At 73.3% G+C, this 16,878-nt stretch carries 20 protein-coding genes; 3 read left to right on the top strand and 17 right to left on the bottom strand.

Annotated features, from left to right (window positions below; all coding sequences use genetic code 11):
- Position 1 precedes the first annotated feature (1 nt).
- The 10 genes from HD601_RS06270 to HD601_RS06315 form a co-directional block, all read right to left on the bottom strand.
- On the bottom strand, positions 2–1,687 hold the full coding sequence (locus tag HD601_RS06270) for a DUF885 family protein (protein WP_184820274.1): 1,686 nt from the start codon (positions 1,685–1,687) through the stop codon (positions 2–4).
- A gap of 7 nt (positions 1,688–1,694) precedes the next feature.
- Positions 1,695–2,114: an aspartate 1-decarboxylase gene (gene panD / locus HD601_RS06275; protein WP_184820276.1), complete on the bottom strand. Its 420-nt coding sequence runs from the start codon at positions 2,112–2,114 to the stop codon at positions 1,695–1,697.
- Between the two features lie 4 nt (positions 2,115–2,118).
- On the bottom strand, positions 2,119–3,564 hold the full coding sequence (locus HD601_RS06280; protein ID WP_184820278.1) for a PH domain-containing protein: 1,446 nt from the start codon (positions 3,562–3,564) through the stop codon (positions 2,119–2,121).
- A complete protein-coding gene (locus HD601_RS35465; RefSeq protein WP_184820281.1) occupies positions 3,561–4,055 on the bottom strand; it encodes a PH domain-containing protein in 495 nt (164 codons plus the stop codon). Before HD601_RS35465 ends, HD601_RS06280 begins: the two co-directional genes overlap by 4 nt.
- Before the next feature lie 42 nt (positions 4,056–4,097).
- Positions 4,098–5,141: a hypothetical protein gene (locus HD601_RS06290; protein ID WP_184820283.1), complete on the bottom strand. Its 1,044-nt coding sequence runs from the start codon at positions 5,139–5,141 to the stop codon at positions 4,098–4,100.
- A 75-nt stretch (positions 5,142–5,216) separates the two neighbouring features.
- Positions 5,217–5,840: a hypothetical protein gene (locus tag HD601_RS06295; protein ID WP_184820285.1), complete on the bottom strand. Its 624-nt coding sequence runs from the start codon at positions 5,838–5,840 to the stop codon at positions 5,217–5,219.
- Between the two features lie 62 nt (positions 5,841–5,902).
- Entirely contained in the window at positions 5,903–6,466 is a 564-nt protein-coding gene (locus HD601_RS06300; RefSeq protein ID WP_221440609.1) for a DUF1684 domain-containing protein, read from the bottom strand.
- Between the two features lie 62 nt (positions 6,467–6,528).
- Positions 6,529–7,515, bottom strand: a complete 987-nt coding sequence (locus HD601_RS06305; RefSeq protein WP_221440611.1) for an ABC transporter substrate-binding protein — start codon at positions 7,513–7,515, stop codon at positions 6,529–6,531.
- 104 nt (positions 7,516–7,619) lie between these two features.
- Entirely contained in the window at positions 7,620–8,357 is a 738-nt protein-coding gene (locus HD601_RS06310; protein WP_184820287.1) for an ABC transporter permease, read from the bottom strand.
- The gene (locus HD601_RS06315; RefSeq protein ID WP_184820290.1) at positions 8,354–9,058 is read right to left on the bottom strand and encodes an ABC transporter permease; all 705 of its coding nucleotides are present in this window, start codon (positions 9,056–9,058) and stop codon (positions 8,354–8,356) included. The genes HD601_RS06310 and HD601_RS06315 overlap by 4 nt, the downstream gene beginning before the upstream one ends.
- Before the next feature lie 24 nt (positions 9,059–9,082).
- Between HD601_RS06315 and HD601_RS06320 the strand changes: the two genes are divergently transcribed.
- Positions 9,083–10,237: an ABC transporter ATP-binding protein gene (locus HD601_RS06320; protein WP_184820292.1), complete on the top strand. Its 1,155-nt coding sequence runs from the start codon at positions 9,083–9,085 to the stop codon at positions 10,235–10,237.
- A gap of 30 nt (positions 10,238–10,267) precedes the next feature.
- On the opposite strand, the gene HD601_RS06325 is transcribed toward HD601_RS06320, so the two are convergent.
- A complete protein-coding gene (locus HD601_RS06325) occupies positions 10,268–10,852 on the bottom strand; it encodes a hypothetical protein (protein ID WP_184820294.1) in 585 nt (194 codons plus the stop codon).
- A gap of 137 nt (positions 10,853–10,989) precedes the next feature.
- On the opposite strand from HD601_RS06325, the gene HD601_RS06330 reads away from it, so the two are divergent.
- Positions 10,990–11,853, top strand: coding sequence for an alpha/beta fold hydrolase (locus tag HD601_RS06330; RefSeq protein WP_184820296.1), 864 nt, complete (start codon positions 10,990–10,992; stop codon positions 11,851–11,853).
- On the opposite strand, the gene HD601_RS06335 is transcribed toward HD601_RS06330, so the two are convergent.
- The 5 genes from HD601_RS06335 to purD all read right to left on the bottom strand — a co-directional run bounded on the left by HD601_RS06335 (position 11,841) and on the right by purD (position 15,458).
- Positions 11,841–12,317 (bottom strand): DUF3180 family protein, encoded by a 477-nt coding sequence (locus HD601_RS06335; protein ID WP_184820298.1) that lies wholly within the window; start codon positions 12,315–12,317, stop codon positions 11,841–11,843. The two genes, HD601_RS06330 and HD601_RS06335, sit on opposite strands and share 13 nt — an antisense overlap.
- Before the next feature lie 18 nt (positions 12,318–12,335).
- Positions 12,336–12,902, bottom strand: coding sequence for a 2-amino-4-hydroxy-6-hydroxymethyldihydropteridine diphosphokinase (gene folK, locus HD601_RS06340; protein WP_184820300.1), 567 nt, complete (start codon positions 12,900–12,902; stop codon positions 12,336–12,338).
- The gene (gene folB / locus HD601_RS06345) at positions 12,899–13,261 is read right to left on the bottom strand and encodes a dihydroneopterin aldolase (protein WP_184820302.1); all 363 of its coding nucleotides are present in this window, start codon (positions 13,259–13,261) and stop codon (positions 12,899–12,901) included. The genes folK and folB overlap by 4 nt, the downstream gene beginning before the upstream one ends.
- Positions 13,262–13,341: 80 nt before the next feature.
- Complete coding sequence (gene folP, locus HD601_RS06350) at positions 13,342–14,220, bottom strand: dihydropteroate synthase (protein ID WP_221440612.1); 879 nt, start codon at positions 14,218–14,220, stop codon at positions 13,342–13,344.
- On the bottom strand, positions 14,217–15,458 hold the full coding sequence (gene purD / locus HD601_RS06355) for a phosphoribosylamine--glycine ligase (RefSeq protein WP_184820304.1): 1,242 nt from the start codon (positions 15,456–15,458) through the stop codon (positions 14,217–14,219). Before purD ends, folP begins: the two co-directional genes overlap by 4 nt.
- Positions 15,459–15,512: 54 nt before the next feature.
- On the opposite strand from purD, the gene HD601_RS06360 reads away from it, so the two are divergent.
- Positions 15,513–16,301 carry a tyrosine-protein phosphatase gene (locus HD601_RS06360; RefSeq protein WP_184820306.1) on the top strand — a complete coding sequence of 263 codons (789 nt, stop codon included), beginning with the start codon at positions 15,513–15,515 and terminating at the stop codon, positions 16,299–16,301.
- Here HD601_RS06360 and HD601_RS06365 read toward each other — a convergent pair.
- Entirely contained in the window at positions 16,281–16,865 is a 585-nt protein-coding gene (locus HD601_RS06365; protein ID WP_184820307.1) for a GNAT family N-acetyltransferase, read from the bottom strand. The two genes, HD601_RS06360 and HD601_RS06365, sit on opposite strands and share 21 nt — an antisense overlap.
- Positions 16,866–16,878: the final 13 nt, after the last annotated feature.

Here is a 16,878-nt window from a genome sequence, read left to right on the forward strand (position 1 = left end):
GTCACGGCAGCCGGGCGAGCTCGGCGGCGAGGTCGTCGAGACCGAGCGACCCCATCGAGAGCGCGGCCATGTGCCAGGCCTTGAGGTCGAAGTCCGCGCCCTGCGCCGCCTGCGCGGCGTCGCGGCCGGCCAGCCAGGCCCGCTCGCCCAGCTTGTAGCCGATGGCCTGCGCCGGCATGCCGAGGTAGCGGACGATCTCGGAGTCGAGGAAGGCGGGGTCGCGGCCGTTGAAGGCACCGAAGAACTCGCGCGCCAGTTCCGGCGTCCACACCTCGCCGGGGTGGAACGTCTCGTCGCCGGGGATGCGCAGCCGCAGGTGCATGCCGATGTCGACGATGACCCGGATGGCCCGCATGATCTGCGCGTCCAGGTAGCCGAGGCGGTAGGCCGGGTCGGTGAGGTAGCCGAGCTCGTCCATGAGCCGCTCGGCGTAGAGCGCCCAGCCCTCGGTCATGGCGCTGACCGAGCCGAGGCTGACCTGGTAGCGCGAGAGCTGGTCGGCCACGTGCACCCACTGCGCGAGCTGCAGGTGGTGGCCCGGGACGCCTTCGTGGTACCAGGTGCTGACCAGGCCCCACAACGGGAACCGGGTCTCGCCCAGCGTCGGCAGCCAGGTGCGGCCCGGGCGGCTGAAGTCGAGCGACGGGCGGGTGTAGTACGGCGCGGCGGCGCTGCCCGGCGGCGCGATCATCGCCTCGACGTGCCTGATCGGCTCGGCGAGGTCGACATGGGTGCCGTCGAGGTCGGACATCGCCTCGTTCATGAGGTTCTGCAGCCAGTCGCGGATCGCGTCGACGCCCTCGATGGCGGCGCCGTGCTCGTCGAGGTGGCGCATGACGGCCAGCGGCGTGTGGCCGGGCAGGACGGCGTCGGCGGCCTCCTTCATCTCCGCGCCGATGCGGTGGAACTCCGACCACCCGTAGGCGTAGGCGTCCTCGAGGTCGAGGTCGGCGCCGGTCCAGCGGCGGGCCCAGATGGTGTACCGGTCGCGCCCGACGCCGTCCGGCGTGCCCTCGCTGGCCGGGCGGTAGGTGGTGGCGAGGTAGTCGCGCAGCTCGGCCAGGCCGGCGCCGGCCTCGGCGGCCGCGGCGGTCAGCTCGGCGCGCTGCGCCTCGGGGCCCTTGCCGACGAAGGTCGTGTACCAGTCCGACTCCAGCCAGGTGTCGAGCTGCTCGACGACGGTGTCGACCTGGCGCGGCGCGGCGTACAGGCCGCGGCGGTCGCCCTCTTCGAGCGAGGCCCGGAACCCGCGGGCGGCGCCGGGGATGTTGCGCAGCCGCCGGCCGATGACGGCCCAGTCGTCGTCGGACTCCGACGGCATGATGAGGAACACCGAGCGCAGCGACTGCACCGGCGAGAACAGGTTGCTGATCTCGCGCAGCCCCTCGCCGGCGTCGTGCACCGCGAGCGACGCCGTCAGCCGCTCGCGCAGCAGCCGGGCCGCGCGCCGCTCCTGGTCCGGCAGCCCGCCGTTGCCCGCGGCGGCCGCCTCGGCGGCGTCGAGCTCGGCCAGCGTGGCGCGGGCGGCCGCCGCCTCGGCCTCCTGGCCCTCGGGCGACAGGTCGGGCATCGCGTCGACGCCGGGTCTGATGCCCAGCGCCGTGCCGACGAGCGGGTTCAGGTCGGCGATGGTCTCGACGTAGCGGTCGGCGATGGCACGAGGGGTGGCGGCGTCGTTGTCGGGCACCGGCCCATCATGCCCTGACGGTGTCCCCACGCAGCAGGGCGGTGTCGCCGGGCACCGGCTCGGCGGCGTCGTGGCCGGCGCCGACGATGCGGTTGGCGGCGTCGACGTGCACCACCCGCGGCTTCAGGTCACGCGCCTCGGCGTCGCCGACCAGCGCGTAGCTGATGAGGATGACGAGGTCGCCGGGCTGGACCAGCCGGGCGGCGGCGCCGTTGATGCCGATGACGCCGGACCCGCGCGGGCCGGCGATGGCGTAGGTGGTGAGCCGGGCGCCGTTGGTGATGTCGACGATGTCGACCTGCTCGCCGGGGAGGAGGTCGGCGGCGTCGAGGAGGTCCTCGTCGACCGTGACCGATCCCACGTAGTGCAGGTCGGCCTGCGTCACGGTGGCGCGGTGGATCTTGCCCTTCATCATGGTGCGGAACACGCGTCTACTCCTGGTCTCGCTCGCTCGATGCGGCCGGTGGGCCGTCACCGTCGGCGTCGCCTGCGGGTGGGGGTGCCGACTGCTGCCGGTACCTCGCCATCCATTGTTCTGGAACATCGGCCTTGCGTGCCAGTCGAGCCCGTTCGGCCTGCTCTTCGACGATGGTGCGGGCCTCGGCGGCGAACCGGTGCCGGATGACGGCGTCGACCGGGCCGGGCGTGGTGTCGACATGCACCGAGGCCAGCCCGAGCCGGCGCTGCAGCGGTCCCTGCACCACCCGCACACTCTGGGTCTTCGCGTGCGGGACGGTGGTGACGGCGCGGCTCAGCACCCCCTCGCGCACGACGACCACATGCTCGTCGGTGCCGTACGCCAGCCGCTTCCAGCCGAACGGACGCAGCCAGCGGGCCGGCCGCGGGGCGTAGCTCAGCGGCACCGACAGCGGGTCGGAGCCCGGCAGCACCTGCCGCAGCACCTCGGCCGCCTCGTCGTACGTCGCCACCGGCAGCAGCGTCGACGTGCGCTGGCTGTCGTCGCCCGACTCGCCGCTGTAGCCTGCCACGTCCACGTCCAGTCGCACCCAGCCCTTCCCCCTCCACAACAACGGCTGGCGCATGGCTACTCCCTGCACGCGGCCGGGCGGGACGGTCTGGTGCTGGGTCTCGAGCAGGCCCTTGCGGATGCGGTAGCCGTCGGGCGACTCCGCCAGGACGAAGGCGAAGTTGCGGCCGAGCTGGGCCCAGAGCGCGGCGCCGATGGCGATGATGCCGGGCACCATCGACGACAGCACCCCGATGGTGACGTCGCTGTCGCGGAAGAAGGCGAACGCGATGCCGATGCCGACGATGAAGACCAGGCCGACGATGAACGTGCCGGACAGCACCGTCGACCACACCAGCCGGTCCAGCGGCACCTCGTGGACCAGCCGCTCCGGCGCCTCGGGTGTGTCGGCGTCGATGCCGGCGGCGCGGGCCAGCAGCTCGGCCCGCAGCCGGACCGCGTCGTCGACGGCAAGGTACTGCAACGGCGCCTCGGCCTTGCCCCCGCCGGCCACCTCGAGCCGCAGCTCCGAGAGGCCGAGCAGCCGGCCGGCCAGCGGGCGGTTGATGTCGACGGCCTGCAGGCGGTCCAGCCGGACCCGCCGGGACCGCCGGTTCAGCAGGCCGGAGTCGATGCGCAGGGCGTCGCCGTCGAAGCCGTAGCGGGTGGTCCACCACGACAGCAGCCCGGCGAGCATGCCGATGACCGCAACCACCAGCACGGTGATCCCGAGCCGGCCCATCTCGCCGGAACGCAGCGCGTCCTGGCCGCCGAAGGCGATGAGCGCGGCCAGCACCGTCCAGCCCCGCAGCAGCGGAGTCAGCGGATGCAGCCGGCGGAAGTGCTCCGGGGTGGGATCGACCCGGGTGGCCTTGGCGTCACCCGCCTCGCTGCCGGGCGCGCTGGTCACAGACCGGCCGCCTGAGCCTCACCCAGCGCCGACAGGCGGTCGCGCAGCCGCGCGGCCTCGGCGGCCGGCAGGCCGGGGATCTTCGCGTCGGTGGCCGGCGAGGCCGTGTGCAGCTGGACGGTCGCCAGCCCGTACCGCCGCTCGAGCGGCCCGGAGGCGACGTCAACGAACTGCATGCGGCCGTACGGCACCACCGTCAGCCGCCGGTACATGACGCCGTGGGTGACCAGGAGGTCGTCGAGCCGCTCGGCGTAACCCCAGGCCCGCCAGTTGCGCGGGATGAGCCAGAGTCCCCACACCAGCACGACCAGCCCGGCGCCGACGGTGATGAACACCGCCACCGGACCGGCGACCAGCCCGAGCACGACGGCGACCGCCGCGGTGCACAGCACCACCGAGACCAGCAGCACCAGCCGGCGCAGGTCGACGAGCTTGTGCGACACCTGCTGCCAGGCCTCGCCGGGCGGCGCGAAGAGCTGGTCCTGGTCCACGGCGTCGAGGCTACCCCGCGGCCGGTCGCCCGGCCGCGAGGCTCAGCGGATGACGACGGTCTGGACCTCGGCGACCGGCAGGTCGACGGACGTCGCCGGCGAGACGACGGTGCCCAGGCCGCCGCCGGGGACCGGGGTGCCGCCCTCCTGGCCGGACCAGGACGCGACGTACGCGCCGGTAGCCGTGACGGTGTAGGCGAGTCCCGGCGCCCGGGCCGACGAGCGCGGGTGCGTGAGGCTGCAGCCGGCGGACTCGGGCGTCCCGGAGGCGTAGGACGTGCGCGCCTGCTCGGCCGAGCAGCCCACCGACGGGCCGCCGGACGAGCGCACCGACAGGCGGTCCGGGTCGGCGACGACGGTGGCGGAGTTCTCGCCCGCCGTGGCCGTGACCTCGAGCCGGACGAAGCCGTCGCGGGGGCCGTCGCCCGGCGCCACCCAGAACCAGGTGGGCAGATTGACGTAGGAGTCGGCGACCGGGCTGCGGGCGGTGTCGGGCGCCGGGATGTCGAGGTGCTCGTAGGCGACCTCGGCCAGCATCTCCGGCGGCACCGGCGGGGGCGGCGGCTGCGGCGGCGTGGTGCCCTCGGCCACCCAGATGGTGTGGGCACCACCGTTGGCCGCGACCAGTTGGTCGAAGCAGGCGCTGGCGGCGTCGAAGCCGCCGTCGACGTTGAGCAGCGTGCCGAACGCCCAGGCGCCTGGCTCGTCGCGGTGCGCCTCGATCTCTTCCAGCGGCGGATACACGAAGGTCTGGTCGTAGCCCGGCCCGACCGGGTCGTCGAGGTCGTCGTAGTTCAGCGCCCAGTTCTCGTAGGCCCACTCGCCGGTGATGTTCTCGTGCACGTCCCAGTAACAGGGCGACGGCACCTGGACACTGACCGAGACGCCGCCCCCGCCGCCGTCGGAGCCGTCGCCGCCGCCCAGGCCGTTGCCGCTGAGGGAGACCGCCACCGCGGTCAGCTGGCCGTCGCCGGCGTCGCCACCCACCTGGTCGTCGCCGACACCGGCGTGCGCGGGAAGGGTGACCAGAACGGTCAGGGAACCGGCGGCCAGGCCGGTGAGCAGGGGCATACGTACGCGTCGCACCGTCGTCTCCTGAGGTGAATCGCTCGTGTGCCCGTTGCTGAGTCGAGTCTACCGTGACCGGTCGAAGCGCCCCTGTCAACCACAGTCGTGGTCGGCCCGCTGGACGTCGGCAACCACCCACCGGTCACCGGCCTGTGCCAGTTGCACCAGCACCGGGATCAGGTCGCCACGGCTGTCGGGCACCTCGGCGCCCGCGGCGTCGACGTCATAGGTGTCGCGGCCGTCCATGCAGTCCTGGACGGCGGCGGTGGGGCCGCTGACCGAGACCACGAACGGCTCGACCCGCAGGGTGCCGATGGTGCGGTGGTCCTGAGCGAGCAGCTGCTCGGCCACCGACACCACGCGCTCGCGCTGCGGGTCGACGGCGGCGTCGAGGAACGGCTGGTGGGCGGGGTCGGGGATGCTCAGCGCCTCGAGGTCGGCCCGCCAGTAGCCGAGGTAGGCCTCGTAGACGTCGAGGTCGGCCGGGGCCTCGGGCGGCTCGCCGCCGACCTCGACGGACCAGTCCTCGCCGGCCGGCAAGTCGGACGGCTCCGGCGTGCCGGAGGCATCGTCGGCCGGCGCCGTGCCGGTCGAGGTGTCCGTGGACGAGTCCGCCGGGTCGTCGAGTCCGGCGGGCTCGTCGCCGCCGCCCGCCTCGCAACCCGACAGCACCACGACCGTCACCGCCACACCGGCGGCGAGTGCTCGCACCCGCATTCCGCCCACCTCGCCAACGAACCCTTGCGCCCGCGACGGCGAGCGTACCGGGCCGGTCCCGGTCAGTCCCCGGAATACCCGGGCGGCACGAACTCGCCGGCCACCACCTCGAGGCCCAGCGTGTTGCCGGGCGGCGCGAGTGGGCAGGTCCAGGCGGGGTCGTAGGCGCAGGACGGGTTGTAGGAGAAGTTGAGGTCGACGACCAGGGCGTCGTGCACCGAGCCGCCGAGGTCGGCGCCCTTGACGGTGTCGAGCAGGTAACGCCCGCCGCCGTACGTGGCCCGGCCGGCGGAGGCGTCCTTGATCGGCACGAAGACCCCCCCGCCGTAGGAGTCGAGCCACCACACGTCGAGGTCGCCCAGCGGCAGGTGCAGCCGCCCGGCCAGCTCGAACGGGACGATGCCGTCGGTGGCCGTGGGGACCTCGAGCCGCTGCGGCTCGACGTCGGGGTCGACCGGCAGCTCGAACCGCAGGCCGGGGTCGTAGGGCGCGTGTCGCAGCCCCGCCCACCCGTCGCGCCGCTCGGGCGGGACGGGTGAGGCGGGATGGCTGCGGACCAGCTCGTCGCGGCCGGCGACCCACCCCTGGTGGGCTTGCGCCGGGTCCGTCGCGCTCTCGGCCCGCACCTGGGCGTAGAGCTCGTGGACCCGGCGCCGCCAGTCGAGGACGTCGAGTGCGCTGATCGAGGTCAGAGCAGGCCCTTCTCCTCGAGGTACGCCTGCGCGACGTCGGCGGCCTGCTGCCGCTCGGCGTCGACCTGGGCGTTCATGGTCGCGAGGTCCTCAGTGGTGAGCACCTCGGCGAGCTGGTTCAGCACGTCGGCGATGGCGGGGTCGCCCGCGCTCTCGGTGTTGACGACCGGCACGAGGTTGTCGGCGGCCTGCAGGCCCTTGTCGTCCTCGAGGGTCACGAGGTCGAACTGGCCGAGCGTGCCGTCGGTGGTGCCGACCAGGCCGAGCTGCGCGTCGCCGCGCTGGACCGCCTGCTTGGTCTCGCTGGTGCTGAACCCCGTGGCCAGCGGCGGGTCGACGATGTCGAGGCCGTAGACCGACTCGAGGCCCGGCTCGCAGAACGGGCGGTCGGGGCACTCCTCGACCGCGGCCAGCGTGATGGGCTGGCCCAGCGCCGCGAGGTCGGACAGCGTGGTGAGGCCGTTCTCGTCGGCGAACTGCTGGGTGACGGCGAACGCGTTCTGGCTGGCCGCCTCGGCGGGGTCGAGGATGGTGAGCCCGCGCTCCTCGGCCAGCGGACGGGCGGCGTCGACCGTCTCCTGCGCGTCGGAGGTGGCGATGGGCGCGCTGGACGGCGCGTCGGGGCCGTTGATGGCGCCGTTGAGGAACTCGGCGAACGTGGCGAGGTACTCGGGGACGACGTCGATCTCGCCGCTCTCGAGGGCCGGCTCGTAGATCTCGCGCGCGTCGACGGACTGGATGTCGACGGTGTACCCGGCGTTCTGGAGCAGCGCCGCGTACATCTCCTGCATGATCACCATCTCGGTGAAGTTGGCGCCGCCGACGGTGAGCTCGCCGCCGCCACCGCTGCCGGTGGTCTCGCTGCCCCCGGTGGCGGTGGCGTCGCCGTCACCCTCCTCGAACGGGTCGTCGTCGCCGCCGCACGCCGTCAGCGACAGCGCCAGGCCGGCCGCGGCCGCCAGCACGGCCGCTCGTCTGCTCATGGTCATGACATTCACCGGTGTCACCTTCTGTGTCCCGTGCCGGGCGCCTTGCCCCGCACGCGTGTCCGGCGAGCACCTGGACAGCGCCCGCGTTGGATAGTCAACTACCCGGCACTGACAACCTCGTCGGCCATCAGCGGCATTCCTTGGTCACGATCGGATCTCGAACGGCGGCGGCGCCGGGCCCCGCGCATGGGGTCGACGGCTCGCTGCAGCCAGGCCATCAGGCCCTCGACCACGAGCGCGAGCAGGCAGACGATGATCGCGCCGCCGATGATCTGCGGCACGTCCTGGCGGCCGAAGCCGCTGGTGATGATGCGACCCAGGCCGGGCCCGGAGATGACCGCCGCCAGCGTCGCCGTGGCCACGATCTGCACCGTCGCCAGCCGGATGCCACCCATGATCAGCGGCGTGGCCAGCGGCAGCTCGACGCGGCGCAGCAGCTGGGTCCCGCTCATCCCCATGCCGCGGGCGGCCTCGACGGCGTCGCGGTCGACCTCGCGCATGCCCACATAGGTGTTGGTGAGGATGGGCGGGATGCCGAACAGCACCAGCGCGATGATGGTCGTCCAGTTCGACAGCCCCAGCACGGTCATGTACAGCAGGGCCAGGATCGCGAACGTGGGCACCGCCCGGCCGACGTTGCTGATGTTGATGGCCAGCGTGCCGCCCCGGCCCAGGTGCCCGAGCCACAGGCCGATGGGCAGCGCGACCGCACAGGCCAGCAGGACGGCCACGCCGCTGATCCACACGTGCTCGACCAGCCGGGTGGCCACGCCCGTGGGGCCGGACCAGTTCGCCGGGTCGAACAGCCAGCCGAGGCCGTCGAGCAGCCCGTTCATGCGCTCACCGTCCGTCGCCAGGGCGTGAGCCATCGTTGCAGGCCGAGCAGCAGCGCGTCGGCGATCAGCGCCAGCACCACGCAGAGCACCGACGCCGTCAGCACCTCGGCGTGGAAGTTGCTGCTCAGCCCGCGGTTGATGAGGTTGCCCAGGCCGCCGTGGTTGACGATCATGCCGACCGTCGTCAGCGCCACGGTCGACACGGTCGCGACCCGCAACGCCGCGAAGATCGTCGGCATGGCCAGCGGCAGTTCGACCTTGCGCAGCAGCCGGAAGCCGTCGTAGCCCATGCCGACCGCGGCCTCGCGCACGTCGTCGGGGACGGCGTCGAGTCCGGCCAGGATGCCGCGGACCAGGATGGTCAGCGAGTACAGCACCAGGCCGACGACGACCGTGGTGGCCGTGATGCCGGTGAACGGCAGCAGGATCGAGAACATCGCCAGCGACGGCAGCGTGTAGAGCGCCGTCGACGTGCCGAGGATCGCGCCGCGCAGCCAGCCGACGCGCCGCGCGACGACGGCCAGCACCAGCGCCACCGCGAAGCCGATGACGATCGAGATCACGGTGATGGTGACGTGCTGGCCGAGGGCCTCGGTGATGTCCTCGCGGCGGGTGCGGATGTACTCGCCGCACACCCAGTCGTTGCGCACGAGGCAGTTGTCGGCGAGGGTTGCGTCATGAGCGGGCCCGAAGAGCGCCATTCCAGTGACGCTACCGAACAACCGATGATTCGTCTCGACGGCGTCTCCAAGAGGTACCCCGACGGCACCGTCGCGGTGCAGGAACTCACCCTCGAAGTACGCCGCGGCGAGCTGGTCGTCCTGGTCGGGCCCTCGGGCTGTGGCAAGACCACCACCATGAAGATGGTCAACCGCCTGGTCGAGCCGACGGGCGGGCGCATCATCGTCGACGGCACCGACGTCACCGACGCCGACCCCGTCGCCCTGCGCCGCGGCATCGGCTACGTCATCCAGAACGTCGGGCTCTTCCCGCACCGGACCATCGAACAGAACATCGCCGTCGTCCCGGAGCTGACCGGCTGGCCCAAGGCGCGCCGCGCCGAGCGGGCCCGCGAGCTCATGGAGCTGGTCGGCCTCGACCCCGCGGTGCACGGCAAGCGGTACCCGCACGAGCTCTCCGGCGGCCAGCGCCAGCGCGTCGGCGTGGCCCGCGCGCTCGCCGTCGACCCGCCCGTGCTGCTCATGGACGAGCCGTTCAGCGCCGTCGACCCCGTCGTCCGGTCGCAGCTGCAGGACGAGTTCCTGCGCCTGCAGGACGACGTCCGCAAGACCATCCTCTTCGTCACGCACGACATCGAAGAGGCGGTCCGGCTGGGCGATCGCATCGCGGTGTTCAAGCAGGGCGGCCGGCTCGAGCAGTTCGACACCCCGGCGGCCATCCTCGGCGCGCCGGCCACGGAGTTCGTGGCCGACTTCGTGGGCGCCGACCGCGGACTCAAGCGGCTCTCCGTCACGTCCATCACCCCCGCCGACCTCGAGCACCCGCCGGTCGTCCACGAGACCGACGACGTCCGGACGGCCGGCGCCACGCTGGGCACCGAGCGGTGGGCGGTGGTCCTCGACACTGCCGGCGGCCTGGCCGGCTGGGTGGGCCACGACATGCTCACCGGCACCGGGTCGGTGCGCGAGCGGGCCCGGCGCATGGAGGCCTGGGTGCAGCTCGACGACACCCTCAAGGTGGCGTTCGCCGAGATGCTGCAGTGGAACGCCGGCTGGATCGCCGTTCTGGACGACGACGACCGCTACGTGGGGGTGCTGACGCCGTCGACACTGCATGCGGCGCTGCGCCGGTCGGTCGAGGCCGAGGCGAACGACGTCGCACGGGCCGAGGTCGTGCTCGAGTCGGTGCAGAACGCCTGAGGGGCCTCCGTCAGGCGGATGCTGCGACCGTCAGGCGCTGCGCTCCTGGCGCTCGACCGGAGCGGACTTCTTCTTGCGGTCCACCTCGGGGAGCAGCTCGGTGTTCTTGTCCTCCCACTTGATGAGGTCGACCACGGTCGGCGCCTCGGAGAGGTCGGGCCAGAGGTCGTTCCACTCCGCGCCCTCGGCCAGCCGGGCCAGCTCGACACTGGGCGTCGAGGCGCCGGGACGGGCGCTGCGGGCGGCCGCGATCTCGGCCTCGAGCAGGTCGAGCTTGCCCCGCATGACGTCGATGCGCTCAGAGGCGACGTCGAGCAGGCCGACCATGTGGTCGGTGAACTCGCGGTGCTCCTCGGAGTAGCGGGCGTGCGCCTCGGAGTACTCGGCGGCCTGCTCGGCGCGGACCGACGCGACCTCGACGCGCAGCTTGCGCTCGAGGCGCAGCACGAACGCGCCCAGGACCGCCGCCGCGACGGCGCCCGCGGCGGCCGCGATGCGAGGCCAGGGCCCCTCGAGGACCAGGGCGGCGGCCGTCAGCCCGATGGCTGTCACCGGAGCGGCGACGGCGAGCAGACGGACAGCAGTGAGGCGGCGGCGGTGACGGACGGAGGCCATGGGCGTCACCGTACCTTCTGGGAAGGCGCGAATCGGACTTCACACGCCGCGCCACACCGGGAACTTCCGTCCCGCTTTCACCACCGTTCCGGCGCCGGCGCCGGTGCTCGGAAGGCGGCCCGGCTACGGTGCTCGCCATGCCGAGCACTCATGTCAACGGAGTCGATCTCGCCTACGACGATGCCGGGTCCGGCCCGGCGGTGATCCTCGTGCACGGGGCGCTCGGCGACCGCCGCATGTGGGACCACCAGTTCGCCGCCCTAGCCGACCGCCACCGCGTCGTCCGCTACGACTGGCGCGGCCACGGCGAGTCCGGCGACGCCGCCGGGGAGTTCGCCCACCACGCCGACCTGCTGGGGCTGATGGACGCCCTGGGCATCGAGCGGGCAGCGCTGGCCGGCAACTCCTACGGCGGCGCCCACTCCCTCGACGTCGCGCTGGCGGCGCCGGAGCGGGTAACGGCGCTGGTGCTCGTCGCCTCCGGGCTGTCCGGGCACGAGTGGCCGCCGGAGATGCTGCAACTCGCCCGCGAGCGGATCCTCGCCGCCGTCCCGGCCGAGCGCCTGCAGGCCTACCGCGACCGCACCGCCACACACGTCGACCCGGCCGACGTCGCCGCGATGGCCGAGGCGCAGTTGCGGCTCATGGCCGTGGGACCCGGCCGGGAACCGGGGGACCTCGGCCCGGAGGTGTGGGAGCACGCCATGACGATGTGCCGGCTCGTGTTCGACCGCGAGTGGAGCGGGCCGGCGAGCACCGAGCTGGGCCCGCGGTCACCGGCGAAGGGCCGTCTGCACGAGGTCGCCGCACCCACGCTGGTGATCAACGGGCGGGCCGACCTGTCGTACATCCAGGACGTGTCCGGCCTGCTCAGCGCGGGCATCCCGGGCGCGAAGCGGGTCGACCTGGACGACACCGGCCACCTGCCGTCGATCGAGCGGCCGGTCGAGGTGACGGCCCTGCTGACGGGCTTCCTGGCAGGGCCATCTCAGGCCGGGTGAGCGCCGCCGTTCTCCTCGTCCGACGGCGGCGGGACCTCGCCGGCCCGTTCCAGCCGCACCGCTGCCACCGTCAGGACCACGGCGGCCACCACGACGGTGGCGGACAGGACGGCGCGGTTGCGGCCCATCGGGGAGTCGAGGGCGTCGAGGGCCAGCAGCCCGAGCCCGGTGTAGATGCCCACGAGGACGGCTCCGAAGTACTCCGACGCCTTGGCGAGGGCGACCGAGCGGGCCACCCGAAGGGCGTCGATGCGCCGGTCGAAGCGGCGCTCGGTGATCCAGCCGCGCACCGCACGCGCGCCGGCGAACATCGCGATCGCGAGGAAGATCAGCAGCAGTGGCAGCACCCAGGGCACGGGCGGGAGCGCGCCGGACATGGCGTCGACCACCCGGCCGATCGACCAGCCGATCGGGACCGCCACGAGGGCGACCCAGATCAGCGAGCCGATCTTCGTCCTTTGCACGGGGTCGCGGCCTGGGCGTCAGGCCGGGATCTCGAGGGCGTCCTCGAGCCGGCGCACGCCGGTGGCGTCGACGGCGGAGCTGAGCTCGACGACGCGGCCGAGGCCGGGAACGCTGAACTCGGGGTCGATGTCGGCCCAGGGGATGAGCACGAACGCGCGCTCGGCCAGCCGCGGGTGCGGCACGCGCAGGTCGTCGTCGTCGGAGGTCACGTCGCCGACGGCGAGCACGTCGATGTCGAGGGTGCGCGGGCCGTTCGGGACGTCGCGCGTACGGCCGTAGGCGACCTCGGTGGACTGGGCCCGCTCGAGCAGCGACCGCGGCGACAGGGTGGTGTCGACGACCAGGACGGCGTTGAGGAACTTCGGCGAACCCTCAGGGGTGTCCACCGGGTCGGACTCGTACACGGGCGACACCGCCACGGGCACGATCTCCGAGGAGTCGGTCAGCGTGTCGACGGCCGCCTGCAGGAACTCGATGCGGTCGCCCAGGTTGCTGCCCAGGGCGAACGCCGTACGCCGCAGGGGACGCAGATCACCGGTCAGGGTGTCGGCGTCGACGACGTTGGGGTTGGGGACATTGGTCACGTTCTGGCCCTTCGAATCGTCACGGTCACGTCGCCGAACGGCACCGTCATCGGCGCCTCCGGCTTGTGCACGGTCACTTCCGCAGCCTCGACCCTGGGATCGTCCAGGCAGAGGTCAGCGATGCGCTGGGCGAGCGTCTCGACCAGTCGGACCGGCTCCCCCGAGACGAGGCCGACCACCCGCTCAGCAAGAGTGCCATAGTCCACGGTGTCGGTCAGGTCGTCGCTTTCAGCCGCCGTACGGACGTCGACGTCGAGTGCGACGTCGACGATGAAGGTCTGGCCGTTCTCCCGTTCGTGGTCGAACCAGCCATGGCGTCCGCGGGCGGTCAGGCCACGCAGTTCGATGCGGTCAGGCACGCCACGACCCTAGTCGCCCGGCGCCGGTCGCCGCGCCCCCGTCCAGGGTGGGATTCCCCACGACCGGATCCACGACGGTGTCAGCCCTGCGCCAGGCGGGCCGCGACCCGGACGGCGTCGAGCGTCGCGGGGACGGTGTGCACCCGGACGCACCACGCCCCGGCCAGCGCGATCGTCGTCGACAGCGCGTCGGTGGCGGCGTCGCGACCGGCCGGGGACCGCCGCTCGCCGGTGTCCGGGTCGGCGAGCAGCTCGCCCAGGAAGGTCTTCCGCGACGCCGCCATCAGCAGCGGCAGGTCGAGCGCGTGCAGCTCACCGAGCCGGGCCAGCAGCGTCCAGTTGTGGTCCCAGGTCTTGGCGAACCCGAGCCCGGGGTCGACGGCGATGTGGTCGGGCCGGATGCCGGCGGCCAGCGCGGCGTCGACCCGCGGGCGCAGCTCGGCCAACACGTCGGCGACGACGTCACCGTAGACCGCCTGCTCCTGCATGTGGTCGGAGTGCCCGCGCCAGTGCATCAGCACGATGGGCACGCCGGCCTCGGCCACGACGCGCAGCATGTCCGGGTCGGCCAGCCCGCCGGAGACGTCGTTGACCAGCCGGGCACCGGCCTCGAGCGCGGGTGCGGCGACCTCGGCCCGCATGGTGTCGACGGAGACGACGGCGCCGGCCGCGGCCAGTTCGCGGATGACCGGCAGCACCCGCCGTCGTTCCTCGTCGGGCGACGGCCGCTCGGCGCCGGGGCGGGTGGACTCGCCCCCCACGTCGACGAGATCCGCCCCCTGCGCAACCAGCTGCAGCCCGTGCTCGATCGCGTCGCCCGGCTCGTACCAGAACCCGCCGTCGGAGAAGGAGTCCGGCGTCACGTTCACCACGCCCATGACGAGCGCGCGCGGCGGCTGCGGGAGCCCCGCGACGTAGCGCACCGGCCGGCCGGCGGTCATCGGCGCCGCAGCGTTCATCCGTGCCGCAGCGCGATGTCGGTGCGGTGGTGGCTGCCGTCGAGCGCGATGTGCCCTACGGCCTCGTACGCGCGGGCCCGGGCCTCGTCGATGTCCTCGCCCACCCCGGTGACCGAGAGCACGCGGCCGCCGCTGGACACCACGACGCCGTCGGCGTCGAGCCGGGTGCCGGCGTGCAGCACCTCGACGCCCTTGACGGCGGCCGCCTCGGCCAGGCCCTCGATGCGGTCGCCGGTGCGCGGCGCCGCCGGGTAGCCGTGGGCGGCGACGACGACGGTGACGGCGGCGCCGTCCTGCCACACCGGCTCCGGGTGCTGGGCGAGCGTCCCGGTCGCGGCGGCGCGCAGCAGCCCGGCGAGCCCGGACCGCAGCCGCATCAGCACGGCCTGCGTCTCGGGGTCGCCGAACCGGGCGTTGAACTCGACGACGCGCGTGCCCCGCGACGTCAGCGCCAGGCCCACGTACAGCAGGCCGGCGAACGGGGTGCCGCGACGCAGCATCTCGTCGATGGTCGGCTGGACGACGCGCTCCATGACGTCGGCGACGAGGTCCTCGGGCGCCCACGGCAGCGGCGTGTAGGCGCCCATGCCGCCGGTGTTGGGGCCGTCGTCGCCGTCGTAGGCGCGCTTGAAGTCCTGGGCCGGCGTGAGCGGCACCGCCACGCGGCCGTCGGTGACGCAGAACAGCGAGACCTCGGGGCCGTCGAGGTACTCCTCGATGACCACGCGGCCACAGGCCTCGGCGTGCGCGACGGCGGCGTCGCGGTCGTCGGTGACGACGACGCCCTTGCCCGCGGCCAGCCCGTCGTCCTTCACGACGTACGGGGCGCCGAAGCGGTCCAGAGCGGCCTCGACCTCGGCGCGGGTCTCGCAGACCACCGCCATGGCCGTCGGCACCCCGGCCGCGGCCATGATCTCCTTCGCGAAGGCCTTCGACCCCTCGAGCTTCGCCGCGCGCGCCGTCGGCCCGAAGCAGGCGATGCCGCGCGCCTTGACGGCGTCGGTGACGCCCGCGACCAGCGGGCCCTCGGGCCCGACGACGACGAGGTCGGCGCCGAGCCGGGCGGCGAGGTCGGCGACCGCCTCGGGCTGGTCGGCCACGACGGAGTGCACCGGGACGTCGGCGGCGATGCCCGCGTTGCCCGGGGCGGCGTGCAGCTCGGAGACCTCGGGGTCGCGCAGCAGGCAGCGGACCAGGGCGTGCTCGCGCGCGCCGGAGCCGATGACGAGTACCTTCACGGACGCCGACCCTATCGGGCGGGCCGGGCGACACCATCATTACGCTGGACGGTGATGAGCGAACGATGGATCGACCTCGTCGGCGCGGTCAACGTCCGCGACCTCGGCGGGCTGCCCACCACCGACGGCGGCGCCACCCGGTTCGGCCGGGTCCTGCGCTCCGACAACCTGCAGGACCTCCTCGACGACGACATCCGTGTGCTCACCGGCGAGCACGGACTGCGCGACGTCGTCGACCTGCGTACGACCTTCGAGGTCACGTCCGAGGGCCCCGGTCCGCTGCACCGGGTCCCCGAGGTCACCGTCCACCACCTGTCGCTCTATCCCGAGGTCGGCCGGACCACCGACGTCGAGGCCGACGGCGTGCTGCCGTGGACCGGCGGCAACGACGCCATCTGGGTGGACACCGGCGTCTACTACACCAACTACCTGCGCAACCGGCCCGGCAACGTGGTGGCGGCACTGCGCACCATGACGGCGTCCGACGGGGCCACGCTGGTGCACTGCGCGGCCGGCAAGGACCGCACGGGCGTCGTGTGCGCGCTGGCGCTGACGGTGGCCGGCGTCGAGCGCCAGGCCGTCGTCGACGACTACGTCCAGACCGGCGAGCGCATCGACGCCATCATGAGCCGGCTCAAGGCGACGCCCACCTACGCCGCCGACCTCGAGGGCCGTCCGAACGAGGAGAATCTGCCGCGGGCGGAGTCGATGCACACGTTCCTCGACTTCGTCGAGACCCAGTTCGGCGGTGCCGAGGGCTGGCTGGGGCTGCACGGCTGGACGGCCGACGACTCCGCCGCCCTGCGCACCCACCTGGTCGACTCAGCCGAGCGCCCCGCGTAGGCGGTCCCGCACGGCCGGCCACTCGGCGCTGAGGATCGAGTAGTAGACGGTGTCGCGCCAGCTGCCGTCGGGGCGGCGCATGTGGTGGCGCAGCACGCCCTCGCGCTGCGCCCCGAGCCGCTCGATGGCCCGCTGCGACCGCTCGTTGCGGTGATCGGTCTTCAGCGCGACCCGCTCGAGCCCCAGCGTCTCGAACGCGTGCCCGATGACCAGCAGCTTCGTCGCGGTGTTGACCTCGGTGCGCCACCACGCCGGGCCGATCCAGGTCGAGCCCACCTCGACCCGCCGGTTCGCCGCGTCGATGTCCAGGTAGGACGTCGACCCGACGACGCGGCCGTCGGCCCGGCGGCGGATCGCCCAGGCAGCGACCTCACCGCGCCCGGCCTTGTCCAAGGATTGCCGCAGCGCACCCGCCAGCCCGCCGTCCGGGTCCGGGCGCCAGGTGAACACCCAGCGGAACAGCTCTTCGGGCGCGGAGACGGCGGCCTCGAGGTCGCCGATATGCGCAGCCGTCAGCGGCTCCAGCTCGATCCAGGGGTTCACCAGCGGGACAGCGGCAATCACTCGTCCATCTTGT

Source organism: Jiangella mangrovi, from assembly GCF_014204975.1.
GTDB classification, from domain to species: domain Bacteria; phylum Actinomycetota; class Actinomycetes; order Jiangellales; family Jiangellaceae; genus Jiangella; species Jiangella mangrovi.

Bases quoted from the DNA above. Each gene is read 5' to 3' on its own strand.
- HD601_RS06325 (WP_184820294.1), bottom strand. From the start codon at position 10,852: ATGGCCTCCGTCCGTCACCGCCGCCGCCTCACTGCTGTCCGTCTGCTC.
- HD601_RS06360 (WP_184820306.1), top strand. From the start codon at position 15,513: ATGAGCGAACGATGGATCGACCTCGTCGGCGCGGTCAACGTCCGCGAC.
- HD601_RS06310 (WP_184820287.1), bottom strand. From the start codon at position 8,357: ATGAACGGGCTGCTCGACGGCCTCGGCTGGCTGTTCGACCCGGCGAAC.
- HD601_RS06330 (WP_184820296.1), top strand. From the start codon at position 10,990: ATGCCGAGCACTCATGTCAACGGAGTCGATCTCGCCTACGACGATGCC.
- HD601_RS06320 (WP_184820292.1), top strand. From the start codon at position 9,083: ATGATTCGTCTCGACGGCGTCTCCAAGAGGTACCCCGACGGCACCGTC.
- HD601_RS06295 (WP_184820285.1), bottom strand. From the start codon at position 5,840: ATGCGGGTGCGAGCACTCGCCGCCGGTGTGGCGGTGACGGTCGTGGTG.
- HD601_RS06305 (WP_221440611.1), bottom strand. From the start codon at position 7,515: ATGAGCAGACGAGCGGCCGTGCTGGCGGCCGCGGCCGGCCTGGCGCTG.
- HD601_RS06315 (WP_184820290.1), bottom strand. From the start codon at position 9,058: ATGGCGCTCTTCGGGCCCGCTCATGACGCAACCCTCGCCGACAACTGC.
- folP (WP_221440612.1), bottom strand. From the start codon at position 14,220: ATGAACGCTGCGGCGCCGATGACCGCCGGCCGGCCGGTGCGCTACGTC.